The following is a 16,512-nucleotide window of genomic DNA, read 5'->3' as shown; positions in this document are numbered from 1 at the left end:
ACGTTCAGGGAGGAACGCATGAAATTACATAACAATTTGAAGGGCATCTCACGCCGCGATCTGTTTAAAATCGCAGGTCGCTACGGCATGAGCTCGACCCTCCTTGCAGCCGGCACGTTCGGCGGTGCAATGAGTTTTGCAAATTTGGCAAAAGCTGCTGAATCCACATATGAAAAACGCTTTGCGAAAGAGGCGAAGTATACGCTGAAGTTTGGTGCTTCGGGCTTCAATGCACGCAACCTTTTGATTGAGCGCGCAGGCTGTCTCGAATTCGCGCGCGACCTCGAAAGCCGCACGGACGGCGAGATTCGCGTCGAGTTCATCGGCGACAATCAGATCTGTGGACAAACATCCTGCGTTGAGAAGACGCAGCAAGGTATCGTCGATATCTATGCGGCATCCACGCAGAACTCTGCGGGTGGTGCCCCATATTTGAACGTTCTCGATTACGCTTACATGTTCCGCAACCGGGCGGATCAGTACCACTTCCTCTATTCACCCGCGTCGCAGGCTCTGCTGCGCGAGCCCTATGAAAAGCGCCACGGCCTGAAGTTCCTGTTCAGCCATGCAGAACTACGCGGCATCCAGTTGGGCCTGAACTTTGAAGACAAGCCTTTGGTGACGTCCGTTGAACAACTTGCAGGCACCAAGAACCGTGTCACAGGGACACAGCTTGGCCGGATCGCTATGGAAGCGCTGAACCTCAACCCGGTTCCGGTGGCGTGGGAAGAAACCCTTGATGGCCTCAAGCAGGGCCTGATTGACGGTGCCGAAACATGGGCATCTGCCGTTGCCTATGCCAATATGTCACCAGTTGTATCGCAGTCGGTTCACCTGAACTTCTTCTGCGGCACAGAGCATACAGCTATGTCTGCGTCTGTCTTTGACAGCCTTGGTGGCGAATTGCAGGATGCTGTGATGGAATCGTCCTATTTGGCGCAGGTCCATGTTCAGGCCGCGAATGAGGTCGCGCTGATCAACACTGTTGGTCAGTCTGATCCACAGCTGCCAAACACGATCTTTGCCCAGAACAACGTGCGCAACGCGTTCCTGTCTGCCGAAGAGATCAAGAAAGCCGAAGAAATGTGCTCGCCAGAGTATCAACCACAATTGTGGGAATCATGGCGCGAGCGGCTCAACGGCTGGTCCGGTGGCCTCGACACTTATCAGGACATCTACGACGAAGTACGCAAGATTCCCGGTGACACCTTGCCCGAGAATGTTGAACCTCGCCGGTGGTGGAAAGCCTAAATCAGGCTTGATACAAATGAGAAAGGGCCGACCCGAAGAGGCGTTTGGGTCGGCCTTCTTATCTCAAAAATACCACCTCATAATGGTGGAATTCCTAAAGTGAGGGGGAGATCTATATGTCTTTAATTTCTGAAGCCGTAGCTATTGTTCCTGCTCTTTTTTCAGGTAGTGCCTGGGAAAAGAGAAGCGCGTTTGACACAGATGGCATGTGGCTGTTCTGTTTCGTGGCCACGCTCGTTTGCGGGTATCTGGCGCATCTGTTCTACAAGTTTGTCCCGTTCTGCGAAAAGCATCTTGAACGTGGCTTGTCAGTTACAATGTATCTCATCATCGCGGGTATCATCTGCTGGGGTGTGATCGACCGCTTTGTGTTCTCGCACCAATGGTCCGGGTCCACGACGGTTCCCCCCTTCCTCTTCATGGTCATGGCGTGGTTTGCCTGTTCCTATAACGTCAAACTGCGAACGCACCTTAGTTTTAGTGAATTTCGCTCGAAAATGCGCCCTGTCGGGCAGATGGCGACACTGACGCTGGACGCTGCTTTGTGGCTCGGTTTTTGCTGGATCGCTATTACAACCTCCTTGCGGTTTACCGCACTGTCCGCTGACAATTTCCAGTTGGTCGATGGCGTCGATGATGTCATGAAATGGTGGTTTTACCTGACCGTCCCGATTGCATTCACGCTCATGTCAGGCCGCGTCATCGGGAACTGGCTGGAGGACTGGAACAATTTCCGCTCCGGCACCCCCATCATCAAACAAGCTGTTATCGGCGGAGACGTATAATGTCAGATGGATCTTGGATTACACTTATTTCGCTGGCGGTCACGGCTTTGTTCATGCTCGGCACGCCTGTCCTGCTCGTCATTTTCTACTGGGTGATTGGCTGTAGCTTTGTCATTGATCTGCCACTGGCCAACACTGGCAACGAGTTGATCAACGTGTTCAGCAAAGGCTTTGCCCTGCTTGCCATGCCCCTGTTCATCCTGACCGGGGATTTGATTAACCAATCCGGAATTGCGCGACGATTATCGAATTTTGCCTATTCCTGTCTGGGGTGGCTGCGCGGCGGTTTGGCCATGGCATCCATCGCGGCATGCGGGCTTTTCGCGGCGATCTCAGGGTCGAACTCAGCCACAACAGCTACCATCGGGTCGATGCTGCATCCCGAAATGGTCAAAGGCAACTACGACGAACGCTTTTCTGCGGCCACGGCGGCGGCGGGCGGTACGGTCGGCATCATCATTCCGCCGTCGATCATCTTTATTGTCTACGGGTTTCTGATGAACCTTCCCATTTCCGAGCTGTTCATCGCGGGTATCGTGCCCGGAACGATGATGGTCCTCGCCATGATGACGGTTGCGTTCATCGTCTGCACGATCAATGGCTGGGGTATCCTGATCGGTCTGTCCTTTCAGCGGGTGATCAAAACCGCATTCGGGGCGTGGCTGGGGTTCTTTGCAATCGGGTTGGTACTCTGGGGTATCTACACGGGTAAATTCTCGCCAACCGAGGCTGCGGGTGTGACCGTTGGTTTCTGTGTGTTCGTGGGTCTGCTTTGTTATCCGCTCAACAAGGTCCTCGGTAGTGATGCCGACGTGCCAGTGAACGAAAAGAGCTTTCTGTCGATGTTTGTCGTCGAAGGTTTCACCTTGCCAAGCGTGCCAGGCATCGTGTCCCGGTCCGCACAGATTACAGGTATTCTGGTGCCACTGATCGCGGTGTCGGTTGCGATGCAACAGGTCCTGTCATCGCTGGGTGCAAAAGAATACATCGGCGAGTTCGTGACCGGCATGGGCGGGTACTACGCGGTGCTGTTTACGGCGATGGCGATTGTCTTCATCACGGGCATGATCCTTGAATCCCTGCCTGTGACCATCATCCTTGCGCCAATTCTGGCCCCGATTGCCGTGTCTGTCGGTGTTGATCCGGTCCACTTTGCGGTTGTCTTCCTTGTGGGTGCGTCAATTGGGTTCATTACGCCGCCCTATGGGTTGAACCTATATGTGGCCTCAGGGGTGACAGGGGTGCCTTACTTCAGGCTGCTCAGGTTCTCCACGATGTACCTTGCTGCGCTGCTGATAGTTTGGGTATTTGTCGCACTCACGCCGATCACCGCTTTGTGGTTGGTTGGGTTCATGCAGTAACCTGAGACGGAACCACTATGCCTGACGACCTCTCTCCTGAAAAGCACGGCCAGATACCGACGAATTTGCGGCTGCTGGTCTTGCTTGAAGAGGTCGCCAGGGTTGGGGTTCCGGTCACGCCTTCGGCGTTAAAAGATACGCTCAACTTGCCGAAACCAACCCTGCACCGCCTCTTTCACACCGCAGAGGAAGCAGGGTTCTTACAGCGCGACATCGACGGCCGGTCCTATAGTCCCGGCCCTCGATTGCGCAAACTGGCGGTCAACACGGTTTCTTCGCAACGGGTGCGCATGCTGCGACTCGTGATCCTGCGCCGCCTTGCCGAGGAAATCGGAGAGACCTGCAACATCTCGACACCTGACCGCGAAGGGATGACCTATCTCGACCGGGTGGAAACCCATTGGCCCTTGCGTATTCAACTGCCTGTCGGCTCAAACGTGCCCTTTCATTGCACCGCAAGTGGCAAGATGTACCTCTCTGCACTGCGCCCCGCCTATCTCGACAGGCTGCTGGCCAATCTGAAATTGGATGAATATGTCCCCGGCACAATCACCGACCGAGACGCGCTCAAGGCAGAGCTGGAACTGACCCGCAAACGTGGTTTCTCCACGGATGCCGAAGAGTTCATGGAAGGTATGGCAGCCGTTGCTGTACCAATCTATGATACGCAAAAGAGACTGGTCTCAACCCTGTCCGTGCATGCACCCTTGCAACGCCAGAGCCTTGAGGACCTTGTCGCCAAAGTTGACAGTCTGTTTGCCGCTGCAAGCGATCTGTCAGAGCTGATCAACTCCTAGCCGACGACGCCATCCACCCAAACGTAGCTTGTTTAAGCGCAATGATTGAACCGCTTGTTCATTATTGGAGGCCACGCTGTTACAGCACATGAAAGCGCGACACAGGCGCAAGCCAGAGGCTATTTGACCTCAATCCAACACGTTTTTGCCGCGCTGCTCCGGGCTACTGCTGGACTTGCAAAGAGACCATCATGCTCTCTGCCCCGGACCCGCTGCGCAGACCGGACACTGGTGCTGCGTCATGCGCATCTCGCCCGATGGCAATACGAATGTACTTTTCATCCGGGGAGACACCATTGGACACATCAAAGCCGACCCATCCAAGGTCATCAAGATGGACTTCGGCCCATGCGTGGCTGGCATCCTGATCAATGGTTTCGTTCATCAACAGGTATCCGCTGACATAGCGCGCGGGCAATCCGGCGACCCGGGCGGCAGACACAAAGATGTTTGCATGATCCTGACACACGGCCTTGCCCACATTCACCGCCTCTTCGGCCGGGGTCGATGAATGTGTGTGGCCAGCCTCGTAAGGCACCGTTTTCAGGATCGCCGCGCTCAGCGCATGCAGCCCATCCAGCCTGTCCTTTTCAGCGCCGACAGTCTCAGCGAGTACTGTAATCTGCGGTCCCGCCTTGGTCAGCGGCGTGTTCTGCGCGAAATGCCAAAGTGGCGCGCACCCGTACACTTTGCCCACGACACCGGCGGTATCACGCGTTTGCACGACCCCGCTGGCGACAAGCTGCAGTTTTTGCGTGCCGGTTTCGGCGCTGACCAGATCAACGTGATTGCCGTAGTGATCACTGTAACTCGCCTCCACCTTGCCACCGGTAACGTCAAGGCTCCAGCGATGGACCGTTTGCAGGCCAGAATCCAGCGGATGCAGCCGTACCTTCTGCAAGGCAAAACCAACTGGCGCTTCATACGCGTATTCGGTTTTATGTCGGATGGAGAGTTCCATTATGCGTTGAACCTGTAATCTTGCTGGATCTGAAGACCAAGCGTGTTTGTATCGCGGATCACCGCATTCAGAAATTCGTGCAACCCTTCATCAAAAATCGAACTGATATCGCGGTCCCTGAGACGTGCGTTCAGATCCTGCGCAAGATCAAGGCTTTGGGGACGGTCGCGGTATTCGTCCGAAAGATAGGTCAGGTGATCCACGATCTGTGACGCGCAAAAGGCCAGAGATCGCGGCAGGCGACGGTCGAGGATCAGAAAGCTGGCAATGTTGGGTGCGTTGTAATCTCCTTCGACAGCCCAGCGAAACGAGGCATGTGCTGAAACCGACCGCAGGATCATTTCCCATTGCACGTTGTCCATGCGGCTGCCCACAAAAGACGTGGCAGGCAGCAGGGCGTGGTACTTCACATCAATGATCCGCGCCGTGCTGTCCATCCGTTCGATAAAATTCCCCAAACGGCTGAAATCGTAGATGTCATTGCGCAGCATCGTGCCATGCAATGCGCCGCGTACCAACGCCGATTGCTGGCGGATCAAGCTCAAAACTTCGGGCAGATCTGTTTCCGGAACAGGATCTTTCAGGGCTTTTGTCAGCACCATCCATGTTTCGTTGACCGCCATCCAGACTTCGGTGGTCAGTGCCGTGCGCACCAGTCGCGCATTGTCGCGCGCGCCCTTGATCACGGATAGAACCGAGTTCGGGTTGTCCGGGTCGCGCAACAGAAAATCCGTGACCCGCGCGCTGTCATAACCATCATGTTTGGCTGTGTACGCCGGCCGCGACGCCGAGGTTACGATGACCGATTTCCATTCAGATTCCGGATCGTTTGATCGCGTCAGCGCGATGCGAAACCCTGCCTCAATCAGACGCGCCGTATTTCCGGCACGTTCCAGATTGCGGAACATCCAAAATAATCCACCTGCGGTTTTGCCCAGCATATCAGCTCTCCAATACCCAAGTGTCTTTGGTTCCGCCACCTTGGCTTGAGTTCACAACCAGACTGCCTTCGGTCAGCGCCACGCGTGTCAAACCACCCGGCACGATATTGATGGAATTGGGGGACACCAATGCAAAGGGTCGCAGATCAACATGCCGCGGGGCAAGACCCGCGTCGGTCAATATGGGCACAGTCGAGAGCGACAACGTCGGCTGCGCAATATAGTTCGCAGGGTTGCCCCTTAGCTTATCCGCAAAATCCGCCAGTTCCTTTTTGTTGGCGGCTGGTCCTACAAGCATGCCGTAGCCGCCCGAGCCATGCACCTCTTTGACCACCAGATCCGCGAGGTTATCGAGCACATATTTCAGCGTGTCCGGTTCTGAACAACGGTGCGTCTGAACATTTTTCAGGATCGCCTTTTCACCGGTGTAGAATTCAATGATTTCAGGGACGTAGCTGTAGATTGCCTTGTCGTCCGCAACCCCTGTGCCCGGCGCATTCGTGATCGTGATATTTCCGGCACGGTACACATCCATAATACCCGGCACACCCAGCATGGATGCGGGATTAAAGGTGAGTGGGTCGAGAAAATCATCATCCACACGCCGGTAGATGACATCGATCACCTTGTAGCCGCGTGTGGTCCGCATTGCGATGTGCCCGTCAATGACGCGCAGGTCGTGCCCCTCCACCAGTTCGACACCCATCTGGTCCGCGAGAAAGCTGTGCTCATAATAGGCAGAATTGTGAATGCCCGGGGTAAGTACCACAACACACGGTCGCCCGGTGCATCCCGCAGGTGCCGAGCCCTCAAGTGAGCGGCGCAAGTTCTTGGGATAATCGCTCACCCGCTGCACTTTGATCTTGCTGAAAAGCTCGGGGAACATCTGCAGCATTGTTTCGCGGTTTTCGAGCATGTAGCTGACACCGGATGGCGTCCGCGCGTTGTCTTCCAACACGTAGAAATCATCTTCGCCGGTGCGCACGATATCTGTCCCGACAATATGCGTATAGACGCCACCGGGCGGTGTAAAATCCATCATCTGCGGCAGAAATGCTGCGTTCTTTGCGATCAGTTCAACAGGAACAATACCCGCACGCAGGATTTCCTGCCGATTGTAAATATCATGCAAAAACGCATTGATTGCCCGCACGCGCTGTTCGATGCCGCGCGACAGCTTTGTCCACTCCGCCCCCGACAGAATACGCGGCACCAGATCGAAAGGGATCAGCCGTTCTTCGGCGTCCGATTGGCCGTAAACGTTGAATGTAATCCCGGTGCGTCGAAAGAAGACTTCCGCTTCCTGCGCTTTTCGCGACAATCTGTTAACATCCTGTCCGGCAAACCAGGATTGATAGTGGCGATAAGGTGCGCGCACATCATCCCCTGCCGTCATCTCACTGAAGTGATTTATTTTTTTTGTCATGTCGCCAGCGTAGCGGACCGTTCAAAGGGTGCAACCAAGTTTATGAAAAGGCCCTGACGGCGTAGCTAACAGGCTGAAAAATATGACCTTTGCCTAAATATTAACCAATTCCAGCATCGTGTTCAGGCAAGGCTAGCGGTAAAATCCAATGTGCGCGACGCTAATGTCAGCCTCAAACGCTTTGCCAATCGCCAGAATACCAATCCTGCGCAGGGCCGCAGGGTTAAACGTACTGTCGGTTCGGTGCGGTTGAAAACTAGAAAAGGGAAGACGTGCAACGCGCCACGATGCGGTTGATGTGACTTGTGCGCGAAAAGACTGCCACGGTCGGCTCAGCTGTGCAGTGCGCAACCTGACATCATAGCTTTCGCCATTGCCCCTCAATTTGATTTCCAAACCGGTCCAATCCGATGCATCCACCACGCCGTCGTCCGGGGACAGATCAAAAGCCATCTGAATAAAACCACCATTGTTCTGCAGACTTACGTGCCCCGTCAGTCGCGCCACCAGTTGTTGAGCGTCCATATCAATGGACAAGCTACCGTCGGACACACCGCCCATGACACGGTCCGACACATATTCCCATGTTGGGTTCAGTTTCACAAAGCCCCCAAAAGTACATTGCTTTGGCACAGAAAGATCATGGAACGGCCCGTAAAAGAGCCGACAATTGAAATGCGGTTTTCGCGGCGAAAATGCATCACGGTTTCGGGTCGTCCTTTTCTGTCGGCAAGCCAAGGACACGCGGAAACAAGCCAACCAGAAAGGCTGTCGTCATCCCAAACGCAAGAATCCCGTTCACCGATGCCATGGCCCCAAAAATGCGGAAGGCAGGCCCAAGCGTTGTGTCCCCATACCCAACAGTTGTGTAGGTCACGAGTGCAAAATAGATCGGCTCTTCGTAGCCCGGTAAAGCCCCAAGGGCCCAGATAGAGAATGCCCAGATATAGAGGTGTATCGTGTGCGACAGCATCAATGCGAAGACGACAGCCGAATGGACCGCAAAATATTTCTTTTGGGTGGTGGGCTCCATGGCCTGCTTCATCATTCGAAGTCGCCGGGTCAACGACACCATGACACCCACGTGAATAAAGGTGCACAACACCAGTAACGAGCTGCCTAGCGTGATTTGAAACAGAACGGACACGTCAGATATACATCCAGATGACACTTGTCGGACGCGATAGCAAAAACGCGCTGCAATCTAAAGGCAAAACAGTTGCCGTTGCACAGACCCGGTTTCAACAGGAACGGGCATTTTAGCGACGGGCCTTTCGGATCATCACAGCCTTGGCGAACACACCTGTATCAACTCAATCGATTACACCCGCAAAACCAACGTCGATATCCCCGCGTGTCGCGCAATACGGGCGGCGTTCGGCCCCATAAAGCGATCGGCGAGGTCCGGCTTGTGCGCACCAACGATAACGAGGTCAGCGTGGCTCAACGCGATGGCTTCAAGAACCTTTTCATAAACCACGCCGATCTCAACGATATGCTGGACACCTTCCGCCTGTGGCAGCGTATCGCTGACGAGTTTATGGAGCGCCTCATTTGCCGCTTCGGCGAATGGTTGGTCATTATGCACCCCCTTTTTAAGTGCTTGTAAACATTGAAAGCTGCTGGTCGCTTTGTCTGCGACACGGGCGCTTTTTGCGGCGTAGTGCTTGTATTACCTGACCAGATTGTAGGTCTTCGGTCCTGATTTGGTAAGGCGCGCCATCGACAACCTGTTTTGCAGGCAGAATTGCGTCCTTGATCAGCCGTCGGATCACGTGATTGGTCACACCGAGCTCTTTTGCGGCCTCAGACATGGTGCGCCACGGGCTATCCTTGTCAGCGGAGAGGTAGCCGCGGATGTTGTTCACGCGCCTTATGGAGGACACGCGCTTTGCATTCCATGTTTTGTCCTGACCGGTGCGGATGCCCATGCGGTTCAGCGAGGCCGCAATGGATCCATCTGACCATCGCCCTGCCATCTCGCGGATGATCGCTAAGGCCTCCTCGCTGGTTTTTGCACCATGCTCGCCAGTCTTTGGTTTTTTGACCCGCAATTCCGTGTGTCGCCCGCCTTTCCAGTGGACGACCAGCACAATCTCACGGCTTGTGTCATCCACATCGGCGACGATGTCCTCGATCAAGGTCCGGAGCAGTTGCTGGCGAGCACGCATGCTCACCGTAGGTGCCTCCCATGCGGCTTTTAGATCCTGCGCCAATCCGTTCAATGCGCTTGGATCAAAGGTCTCGTGCGCGTCTGGAGAGCTCGCCATGCGTTCCTTGAAGGCTTGGACCCGCGAGAGAGCTTCCTCCCAGCGTTTCTCCAGCGTCGCGGCTATCAGGCGGTTCTCCGGGTCACACGCCGCATATCGACGTTCTGCAAGCGTGGCGTCATATTCCGCTTGCTTCAGTTCCAGCTCCAACAGCTGGCGTCGATCTTCCTCTGCATTGCTCATGTAGATTTGCGCCTGTAGCGCTGCCTCAATGGCCAGCGGGGCAACGGCTTGCAAAACGGCGCTAACAATGAGGGTCTCTGCGCGCGCACCACCGAATGTGAAGCACCGCTTTTGGCCCAAAAGCAGGTTGGGATTGTCACACCGATAGACAGGACGGTGTGTTCGGCCCGCATAGACAACGTGCAGCCGTCTCCCACATTTGGCACAGGACATGAGCCCGGCGAGCAAAGCTCGACCACCGCGGGCCGACTTTGTCCCACCGGCCTTGCCAAACGCATTGCGCGCGAGTTGCGCCTGATTGCGTTCATACGCCCCCAACTCGATATAGGCAGCGTGGTGGTCGTGGAGAACCACCTCCCAATCCTCGGGCGATTTGTGATTTTTGTAGCTGACATGGGCGCGGCCGTCCCTGATCTCCGTCTTCTTCCCAGTTTTACCATAAGCATAAACGCCTGCGTAGAACGTATTTTTGAGAATGCTGATGACATTGCGATACCGGATTGGCTGCCACTCAAAAGATGTCAGCCGGATACCGTCCGATGGCCGTGGAAAATGGATACCCTGATCAGCCATCGACAACAGGACCTGTCTGGCGCTGCCAAGTTCTTCAAAACGAGTGAATATCCCGCGTATCACCTCCTGAATCCGCACGTCTGGATCAAACATGATCCCGGCATCTCGGTCCCAAAGATAGCCAATCGGTGGGGTGTAGCGCAGTTCGCCACGCCTGGCCTTCGCACGGGCAGCGTCCAGCATCCGCGTTCGCAGTATCCCCAGTTCAAACTCGCTGATGCTGCCCTTCATGCCTAACAGAAGTCGGTCGTTCGGGAGGCGAGGATCATAAACGCCATCGTGATCCACAACGCGTGCCTCAACCATGCCACAGATCTCAAGAACATGGTGCCAGTCCCGTCCGTTGCGGGCCAATCGAGAGACTTCTAAGCAAAACACTGCACCAACTTCGCCAGAACAGAGAGCCGCAACCAAACGTTCGAATCCCGGTCGGACAGCGCTTCCACTCGCGGATATCCCGAGATCATCGTCGATGACATCTACCGCTTGGAAACCGTACTGGCGTGCAGAAGACACCAGGTCGTATTGCCGCCGTTGGCTCTCAAGATTGGTCATGACCTGGCTTTGTGTCGATTGCCGGACATAGACTATAGCCCGGCGCTGCAACAACGCAGGCGGCAATATTGCGATAGGTGTGAGGTCATTGTTACCCATCATTTGATCCCTCCTGTGTCAGGCTGGCCGCTTCCAGAAGCAATTGTGCAAGAGCCTGCCTCAGCATCTCTCGCTCCTGCTCGTTCATCGGGGCAGTCACTGGCGGATGAAATGGAAGAGGCAGTTGCGCCAGATTGGTTGTTCTGAGGGTGGTCATGTTCGGCTTCCTTCGATGAGTCGCTCTCATCAAAGCTTCGCCGAAAACCTTGCAATGTCAGAATTGAGGACAAATCCAGCAATCCGGCCACCGACACCTCCGGTGATCCCAATGTCATCAGCCCGCAAACTGTAGCATCCAGAACCCAGGCCGGAGCCATGACAGCAACGCCCGGATCTCGTTCAATCCCCACATACGTCCCATCGCCGCGCCGATAGGACCTATAGACTTTTACATTGGCACCAAAATATGCGTGCCACCTATACTGCACGCGATAAACTGACCCGACATGGGCAGAATAAACGGAAACTGGCGGCGTCATGCATCGTGCCCTCTTTGAAAAACGAGCCGACCCATGATGACCCATAATCCGGCAGGACCGTCACAACGCTGAGCGTGGCACCATAGAAACCCGCCAGATTGTAAGCTTCACGCAGCAATTTGGCAGCTTCATCCTCATGGGTCAGATCAACAGAACACAGGATGTGATTTGTCATGCGACGGCCTCCTTCGCTTCATGTTTGCGTTTGCGGCCCATTTGCAGCAGGTAAACACCGCCCACCAAAAGGAAAGCGGGGAGGTAAAAGACCTCTTTGGGTATCCGGTCCGCTTCGACTTCCAACTCGACAATTTCCCAGTCAAAATCGATGCCCAATTGCTCGGCTGGTCCGCCAAAGTTGAGGTTGTCGACAAATATCCTGTCGTCTTCCTCACGGAATTCTATGCCTGCGCCATCAAACAGGCGGGTAACCCCGTCGGCACCTGCATCCCCCACCGGCAAAAGATAGCGCGCGTCGATCATGTCACCGTTGAGGTTTTCACCAACCAATCGCACCCTGAGCGACGCCCCCGATTCAGCCGATTGCGCCATTTCAAAGAGTTGCGTGCCCGGCATCGTTTCGAATTCCGGTGCAATCCGGTTCAGGAAATACCCCGGCTGGAACAGCATAAAGGCCGCAAACAGCAGCACAGCACTTTCATAAAGCCTCGATTTTACCATGAAGTAATTCATCGTCCCGGCGGCAAACAAGAGCATGGCGATCAGGGCCACGATAAACACGAAGATGGCCTGCACCGGCCCCACATCAATCAACAGAAGATCCGTGTTGAAGATGAACAGGAAAGGCAAAAGCGCGGTCCTTATCGAATAAAAGAACGCCTGAAACCCGGTCTTCAGCGGATCGCCCTTGGAAATCGCGGCGGCGGCAAAACTCGCCAGTCCCACAGGGGGCGTCACATCCGCCATGATACCAAAGTAAAAGACGAACATATGCACCGCGACCAGAGGGACAATCAGACCCGATTGAGCACCCAGTTCGACAACAACACCGGCCATCAATGAGGATACGACGATGTAATTTGCCGTTGTCGGCAGACCCATCCCCAGAATGATCGAAATCACCGCGACGAAGAACAGCATCGCCAGAAGGTTCCCGCCAGACAGGAATTCAACGAATTCGGCCATGACCTGACCGATACCCGTCAGGGTCACCGCACCAACGATGATACCGGCGACGCCCATCGCGGCGGCCAGTCCGATCATGTTGCGCGCCCCGGCAATCATGCCTTCCGCGATGTCGGAAAGACCTTCGCGCACGTGACGCAGGGCCTCCCCCTCGCCTCTGAAAAAGGCCTTTAGCGGGTTCTGCGTCAGCAGGATGAAAAGCATGAAGATCGTGGACCAGAAAGCCGACAGCCCCGGCGATTTTCTTTCAATCATCAGCAGATACATCAACAAAAGGATCGGCATCAGGTAATGCACGCCAGTCTTGAAAATCTCGCGCGTGGGCGGCAGGTGCTGCATGGAGTCGATGCTCATATCCAGATCAGGACCCTGAGCTGCGTAGCGCACAGCCGCGATATAAGCGACCAGCATGATCGACAGAATGACCCAGAGAGATGCGCCGCCAAAGGTTGAACTGATCACGTCCACGAGAAAGCCGCACAAAAAGAGCGTACCGCCCGCAATAACGATAGAAATCGCAATGATGAAAATCGCGCCAAGGATAAACTTGACCGGGTGCATGCGGCTTGTACCCGTCATGCCCATTTTAAGCGCTTCAAGGTGAACGATGTAGACAAGCGCCACGTATGAAATGGCGGCAGGCACGATAGCGGTTTTCACAACCTCGACGTAGGATATGCCCACATATTCCGTCATCAGAAAGGCAACCGCGCCCATGACAGGTGGCGTCAGCACCCCGTTGATCGAAGAGGACACCTCAATCGCGCCAGCCTTTGTGGCCGGAAAACCGACCTTTTTCATCAGTGGGATCGTGAATGTGCCTGTCGTGACCACGTTGGCAATCGAAGACCCTGAGATCAGTCCGGTGGCAGCCGAGGCGATAACCGCCGCTTTGGCCGGGCCGCCGCGCAGATGGCCGAGTGCCGCGAAAGCCAGCTTGAGGAAATAGTTGCCCGCCCCCGCCTGATTGAGCAAAGCACCAAACAGCACGAACAGGAACACAAAGCCTGATGAAACACCAAGTGCGACGCCAAACACCCCTTCGGTCGTGAGCCACATGTGACTCATCGCCTTTTCGAAGGAGGCCCCTTTCCATTGCACCACTTCTGGCAAGCCTGACCAGGATCCAAAGAAAACATAGGCGAGGAAAAACAGCGCCACACCCATCAGCGGGAACCCGAGGGACCGTCGTGCGGCCTCCATCAAGAGAACGATCCCGATGCCCGCGATCACCACATCTGTCGTGTTGGGCGCGCCGGTGCGTTGGGCGACGCCGCGATAGTCCCACCAAAGGTACGAGGCTGCAATCGCCGCGACGATCGCTACGGCCCATGTGATCGCCGGAATACGGTTGCGCGGGCTGGATTTCAGCCCCGGAAAGGCGAGGAAGGCCAGCAAGACCGCAAAGCCAAGGTGGATGGCGCGCGTCTGCGTGTCGTTCCAGACGCCCATGCCGAGCATGAACGGTAAGGGGGATGCGATCCAAAGCTGATAGATTGCCCAAACCAAGGGCAGATACCAAAGAGCCGCTCTGCCAAATGCGTCGTCCGGGTTGCGCCCGCCGGTATCGGCATCGGCCACGATATCTTGAAGGGCCGTATCCGGGCCCTTTGACTGTGCATCTGTCATGCTGTCCCCCTTGTTGGGAATATCAATTTATTTTTGTTTTTATCGGTTTTTGCTCCCGCCGCTCAGAGCGCCGGGAGCTGTTTCAATTCTGAAAGGCTTACATCCAGCCACGCTCAGCATAGTATTTCGCAGCACCGGGGTGCAGCGGGGCGCTGAGGCCATCCTTGATCATCTCTTCTTCCGTCAGGCGACCAAAGGCAGGGTGCAGTTTCTTGAAATCTTCAAAGTTCTCGAAAACCGCTTTGACAAGCACGTACACCACTTCATCCGGTGTATTGGCGTCTGCTACGAATGTGGCTTTGGGACCCCAGGACGCAATTTCTGCGTCATTGCCCGGGTACAGGCCCGCCGGGATGGTCGCGGCCGCATAGGCAGGGTTGGCTGACAGTACCTTGTCCGTACCCGAGGTCGTCAGGTCGAGGATTTTGATCCCGCAGGTCGAAGTCGCCTCCATGGTGGAGCCGTTTGGAAGACCAGCGGCCCAGATAGCTGCATCAATCTTGCCATCACACAGTGCTGCTGCTTGCTCTGACGACTTCAATTCCGCCGCAAGAGAGAAATCACCCGGCGTAACACCGGCAGCTTCCATCAGGACGTCTGCAAGCACGCGCGTGCCCGATCCGGGGTTGCCGATATTGACCCGCTTGCCCTTCATATCCATGACGGAATTGATGTCTGCGTCTTCGCGGACCATCACATGCATCGGTTCAGGGTGTACTGAAAAAACTGCGCGCAGGTCAGCGTATGGTTCATCCCCGTCAAAGGCACGAACACCTTCCATGGCTGCGGATTGAACGTCTGACTGAACAATGCCAAAGTCCAATTCACCTTCGCGAATTGTGCGTGTGTTATAGACAGACCCGCCAGTGGACTCCACAGAGCAGCGGATATTGTGCTCTTTGCGGTCCTTGTTCACAAGACGGCAAATTGCACCGCCGGTTGGATAGTAAACGCCCGTGACACCACCTGTGCCAATCGTGATAAACGTCTGCTCGGCACTTGCGGCTCCAGCCATGCCAAGCGAAGCGGCCATTGCCGCCCCTGTCAGAAAGTGTTTTGCGAACATGTGTTGATCTCCCTTTATATGTTGCAAGTCGGTATTTACGGCGTCCAGTTCTCTCCAAGACGCTCAATAGTTTGTTCTGCTGCGCGTATTTGCTCTTCAGCATCGGGTCCGGCCCGGGCGATGAGCATAGAAATTATCGTCTCCAGTAATACTAGCGTTGCCGCATAGGATGAAAAGAACTGAGGGCTCTGCGTCGCCACGATGAAGCTATGATTGGCAAATTGCAATGCGGGAGATGTCGGACTGTCAGAAATGACAACCGTTTTCGCCCCCCTGTCTTGCGCAGCTTTCAGCGCAGCGACGGTACGGCGTGCATATGGTGCTTTGACCAGTCCGACGACGACATCGCCCTCATTGATCCGCGACAGCGTGGCAGAAAGCTCAATCCCGTTGCGCCCTGCCACCTTCCAGTTTTGTTTGAACCACTGGCCCATGTATCCCAGATAATCGATAACCCCCGCCGACCCCATGGAGCCGACCAACAAAACGGTCTTCGCCTCGTCAATTTGCCGGACGGCGCGCTCAAGCGCATCCCTGTTTACGCTTGCGACCAGCTTTTCGACATTTGCAATGCAGGCTGCGGATTGATGTTCAAGCAGCGCGCGGCCTTGCTCCTTGCCTGCCTGCGCGCGTAGTTTGGCCGCGCGCTCCGAGAATGGCGACATCTGACGCTCAACGACAAGACGACCCTCTTCGCGCAACTGTTCGTAGTCACGATACCCCAGCGCGCGCGCAAGCCGCGAAAACGTCGCCGGTGATACGCCACTGCTCTGTGCAACCGAGCGCAGAGAGCGCGTTGCAATTTCCGCAGGGTTTTCCGACACGAATTTTGCAGCAACCCTCAGCTTGTCGCTCAAATCTGCATATGACCCGCTGATCCTGTCCTGAACTGTCATGTTGGCAATAATGGCTCCATCCTAAACGTTAAATACACTGTTTCATATGTTTTGATATTGTCAATGGCTGAAACAAGTGTTTCAAATGGGGTGTAAC

The 16,512-nt window shown here is 55.2% G+C and carries 16 protein-coding genes; 4 read left to right on the top strand and 12 right to left on the bottom strand.

Annotated features, from left to right (window positions below):
• The first annotated feature begins 18 nt into the window (after positions 1-18).
• The 4 genes from RLO149_RS01830 (at position 19) to RLO149_RS01815 (ending at position 4,194) form a co-directional block, all read left to right on the top strand.
• Entirely contained in the window at positions 19-1,251 is a 1,233-nt protein-coding gene (locus tag RLO149_RS01830; RefSeq protein WP_013960345.1) for a TRAP transporter substrate-binding protein, read from the top strand.
• A gap of 116 nt (positions 1,252-1,367) precedes the next feature.
• Entirely contained in the window at positions 1,368-2,036 is a 669-nt protein-coding gene (locus RLO149_RS01825; RefSeq protein WP_013960344.1) for a TRAP transporter small permease, read from the top strand.
• The gene (locus tag RLO149_RS01820) at positions 2,036-3,397 is read left to right on the top strand and encodes a TRAP transporter large permease (RefSeq protein WP_013960343.1); all 1,362 of its coding nucleotides are present in this window, start codon (positions 2,036-2,038) and stop codon (positions 3,395-3,397) included. The genes RLO149_RS01825 and RLO149_RS01820 overlap by 1 nt, the downstream gene beginning before the upstream one ends.
• Before the next feature lie 17 nt (positions 3,398-3,414).
• The gene (locus RLO149_RS01815) at positions 3,415-4,194 is read left to right on the top strand and encodes an IclR family transcriptional regulator (RefSeq protein WP_013960342.1); all 780 of its coding nucleotides are present in this window, start codon (positions 3,415-3,417) and stop codon (positions 4,192-4,194) included.
• Positions 4,195-4,357: 163 nt separating this feature from the next.
• Here RLO149_RS01815 and RLO149_RS01810 read toward each other — a convergent pair whose 3' ends face one another.
• From RLO149_RS01810 to RLO149_RS01760, 12 genes are all read right to left on the bottom strand, one after another.
• The gene (locus RLO149_RS01810) at positions 4,358-5,155 is read right to left on the bottom strand and encodes a transglutaminase family protein (RefSeq protein WP_013960341.1); all 798 of its coding nucleotides are present in this window, start codon (positions 5,153-5,155) and stop codon (positions 4,358-4,360) included.
• Positions 5,155-6,096, bottom strand: a complete 942-nt coding sequence (locus RLO149_RS01805) for an alpha-E domain-containing protein (protein ID WP_013960340.1) — start codon at positions 6,094-6,096, stop codon at positions 5,155-5,157. Before RLO149_RS01805 ends, RLO149_RS01810 begins: the two co-directional genes overlap by 1 nt.
• Before the next feature lies 1 nt (position 6,097).
• The gene (locus RLO149_RS01800; protein ID WP_013960339.1) at positions 6,098-7,522 is read right to left on the bottom strand and encodes a circularly permuted type 2 ATP-grasp protein; all 1,425 of its coding nucleotides are present in this window, start codon (positions 7,520-7,522) and stop codon (positions 6,098-6,100) included.
• Between the two features lie 132 nt (positions 7,523-7,654).
• The gene (locus RLO149_RS01795; RefSeq protein WP_013960338.1) at positions 7,655-8,125 is read right to left on the bottom strand and encodes a CIA30 family protein; all 471 of its coding nucleotides are present in this window, start codon (positions 8,123-8,125) and stop codon (positions 7,655-7,657) included.
• 97 nt (positions 8,126-8,222) lie between these two features.
• The gene (locus tag RLO149_RS01790; RefSeq protein ID WP_245538107.1) at positions 8,223-8,570 is read right to left on the bottom strand and encodes a potassium channel family protein; all 348 of its coding nucleotides are present in this window, start codon (positions 8,568-8,570) and stop codon (positions 8,223-8,225) included.
• Between the two features lie 273 nt (positions 8,571-8,843).
• Entirely contained in the window at positions 8,844-9,110 is a 267-nt protein-coding gene (locus tag RLO149_RS01785) for a universal stress protein (protein WP_083825434.1), read from the bottom strand.
• A gap of 7 nt (positions 9,111-9,117) precedes the next feature.
• Positions 9,118-11,205 carry a recombinase family protein gene (locus RLO149_RS01780; protein ID WP_013963133.1) on the bottom strand — a complete coding sequence of 696 codons (2,088 nt, stop codon included), beginning with the start codon at positions 11,203-11,205 and terminating at the stop codon, positions 9,118-9,120.
• Entirely contained in the window at positions 11,195-11,359 is a 165-nt protein-coding gene (locus RLO149_RS23730; RefSeq protein WP_158308131.1) for a hypothetical protein, read from the bottom strand. Before RLO149_RS23730 ends, RLO149_RS01780 begins: the two co-directional genes overlap by 11 nt.
• Positions 11,360-11,619: 260 nt before the next feature.
• The gene (locus RLO149_RS01775; RefSeq protein ID WP_013960333.1) at positions 11,620-11,856 is read right to left on the bottom strand and encodes an adenine nucleotide alpha hydrolase family protein; all 237 of its coding nucleotides are present in this window, start codon (positions 11,854-11,856) and stop codon (positions 11,620-11,622) included.
• Positions 11,853-14,453, bottom strand: coding sequence for a TRAP transporter permease (locus RLO149_RS01770; RefSeq protein ID WP_013960332.1), 2,601 nt, complete (start codon positions 14,451-14,453; stop codon positions 11,853-11,855). The genes RLO149_RS01775 and RLO149_RS01770 overlap by 4 nt, the downstream gene beginning before the upstream one ends.
• A gap of 97 nt (positions 14,454-14,550) precedes the next feature.
• Positions 14,551-15,519: a TAXI family TRAP transporter solute-binding subunit gene (locus tag RLO149_RS01765; protein WP_013960331.1), complete on the bottom strand. Its 969-nt coding sequence runs from the start codon at positions 15,517-15,519 to the stop codon at positions 14,551-14,553.
• A 35-nt stretch (positions 15,520-15,554) separates the two neighbouring features.
• Positions 15,555-16,415, bottom strand: a complete 861-nt coding sequence (locus tag RLO149_RS01760; protein WP_013960330.1) for a MurR/RpiR family transcriptional regulator — start codon at positions 16,413-16,415, stop codon at positions 15,555-15,557.
• Between the last annotated feature and the right edge of the window lie 97 nt (positions 16,416-16,512).

The organism is Roseobacter litoralis Och 149, assembly GCF_000154785.2.
Taxonomy (GTDB): Bacteria; Pseudomonadota; Alphaproteobacteria; order Rhodobacterales; family Rhodobacteraceae; genus Roseobacter; species Roseobacter litoralis.
Note: the sequence above shows the minus strand (reverse complement) of the source record. Positions and strands in the feature narration are given on the sequence as shown.

Excerpts from the sequence above, each read along its gene's own strand:
- RLO149_RS01830 (WP_013960345.1), top strand. The coding sequence starts at position 19 with ATGAAATTACATAACAATTTGAAGGGCATCTCACGCCGCGATCTGTTT.
- RLO149_RS01825 (WP_013960344.1), top strand. The coding sequence starts at position 1,368 with ATGTCTTTAATTTCTGAAGCCGTAGCTATTGTTCCTGCTCTTTTTTCA.
- RLO149_RS01820 (WP_013960343.1), top strand. The coding sequence starts at position 2,036 with ATGTCAGATGGATCTTGGATTACACTTATTTCGCTGGCGGTCACGGCT.
- RLO149_RS01815 (WP_013960342.1), top strand. The coding sequence starts at position 3,415 with ATGCCTGACGACCTCTCTCCTGAAAAGCACGGCCAGATACCGACGAAT.
- RLO149_RS01810 (WP_013960341.1), bottom strand. The coding sequence starts at position 5,155 with ATGGAACTCTCCATCCGACATAAAACCGAATACGCGTATGAAGCGCCA.
- RLO149_RS01805 (WP_013960340.1), bottom strand. The coding sequence starts at position 6,096 with ATGCTGGGCAAAACCGCAGGTGGATTATTTTGGATGTTCCGCAATCTG.
- RLO149_RS01800 (WP_013960339.1), bottom strand. The coding sequence starts at position 7,522 with ATGACAAAAAAAATAAATCACTTCAGTGAGATGACGGCAGGGGATGAT.
- RLO149_RS01790 (WP_245538107.1), bottom strand. The coding sequence starts at position 8,570 with ATGATGAAGCAGGCCATGGAGCCCACCACCCAAAAGAAATATTTTGCG.
- RLO149_RS01780 (WP_013963133.1), bottom strand. The coding sequence starts at position 11,205 with ATGATGGGTAACAATGACCTCACACCTATCGCAATATTGCCGCCTGCG.
- RLO149_RS23730 (WP_158308131.1), bottom strand. The coding sequence starts at position 11,359 with ATGACCACCCTCAGAACAACCAATCTGGCGCAACTGCCTCTTCCATTT.
- RLO149_RS01775 (WP_013960333.1), bottom strand. The coding sequence starts at position 11,856 with ATGACAAATCACATCCTGTGTTCTGTTGATCTGACCCATGAGGATGAA.
- RLO149_RS01770 (WP_013960332.1), bottom strand. The coding sequence starts at position 14,453 with ATGACAGATGCACAGTCAAAGGGCCCGGATACGGCCCTTCAAGATATC.
- RLO149_RS01765 (WP_013960331.1), bottom strand. The coding sequence starts at position 15,519 with ATGTTCGCAAAACACTTTCTGACAGGGGCGGCAATGGCCGCTTCGCTT.
- RLO149_RS01760 (WP_013960330.1), bottom strand. The coding sequence starts at position 16,415 with ATGACAGTTCAGGACAGGATCAGCGGGTCATATGCAGATTTGAGCGAC.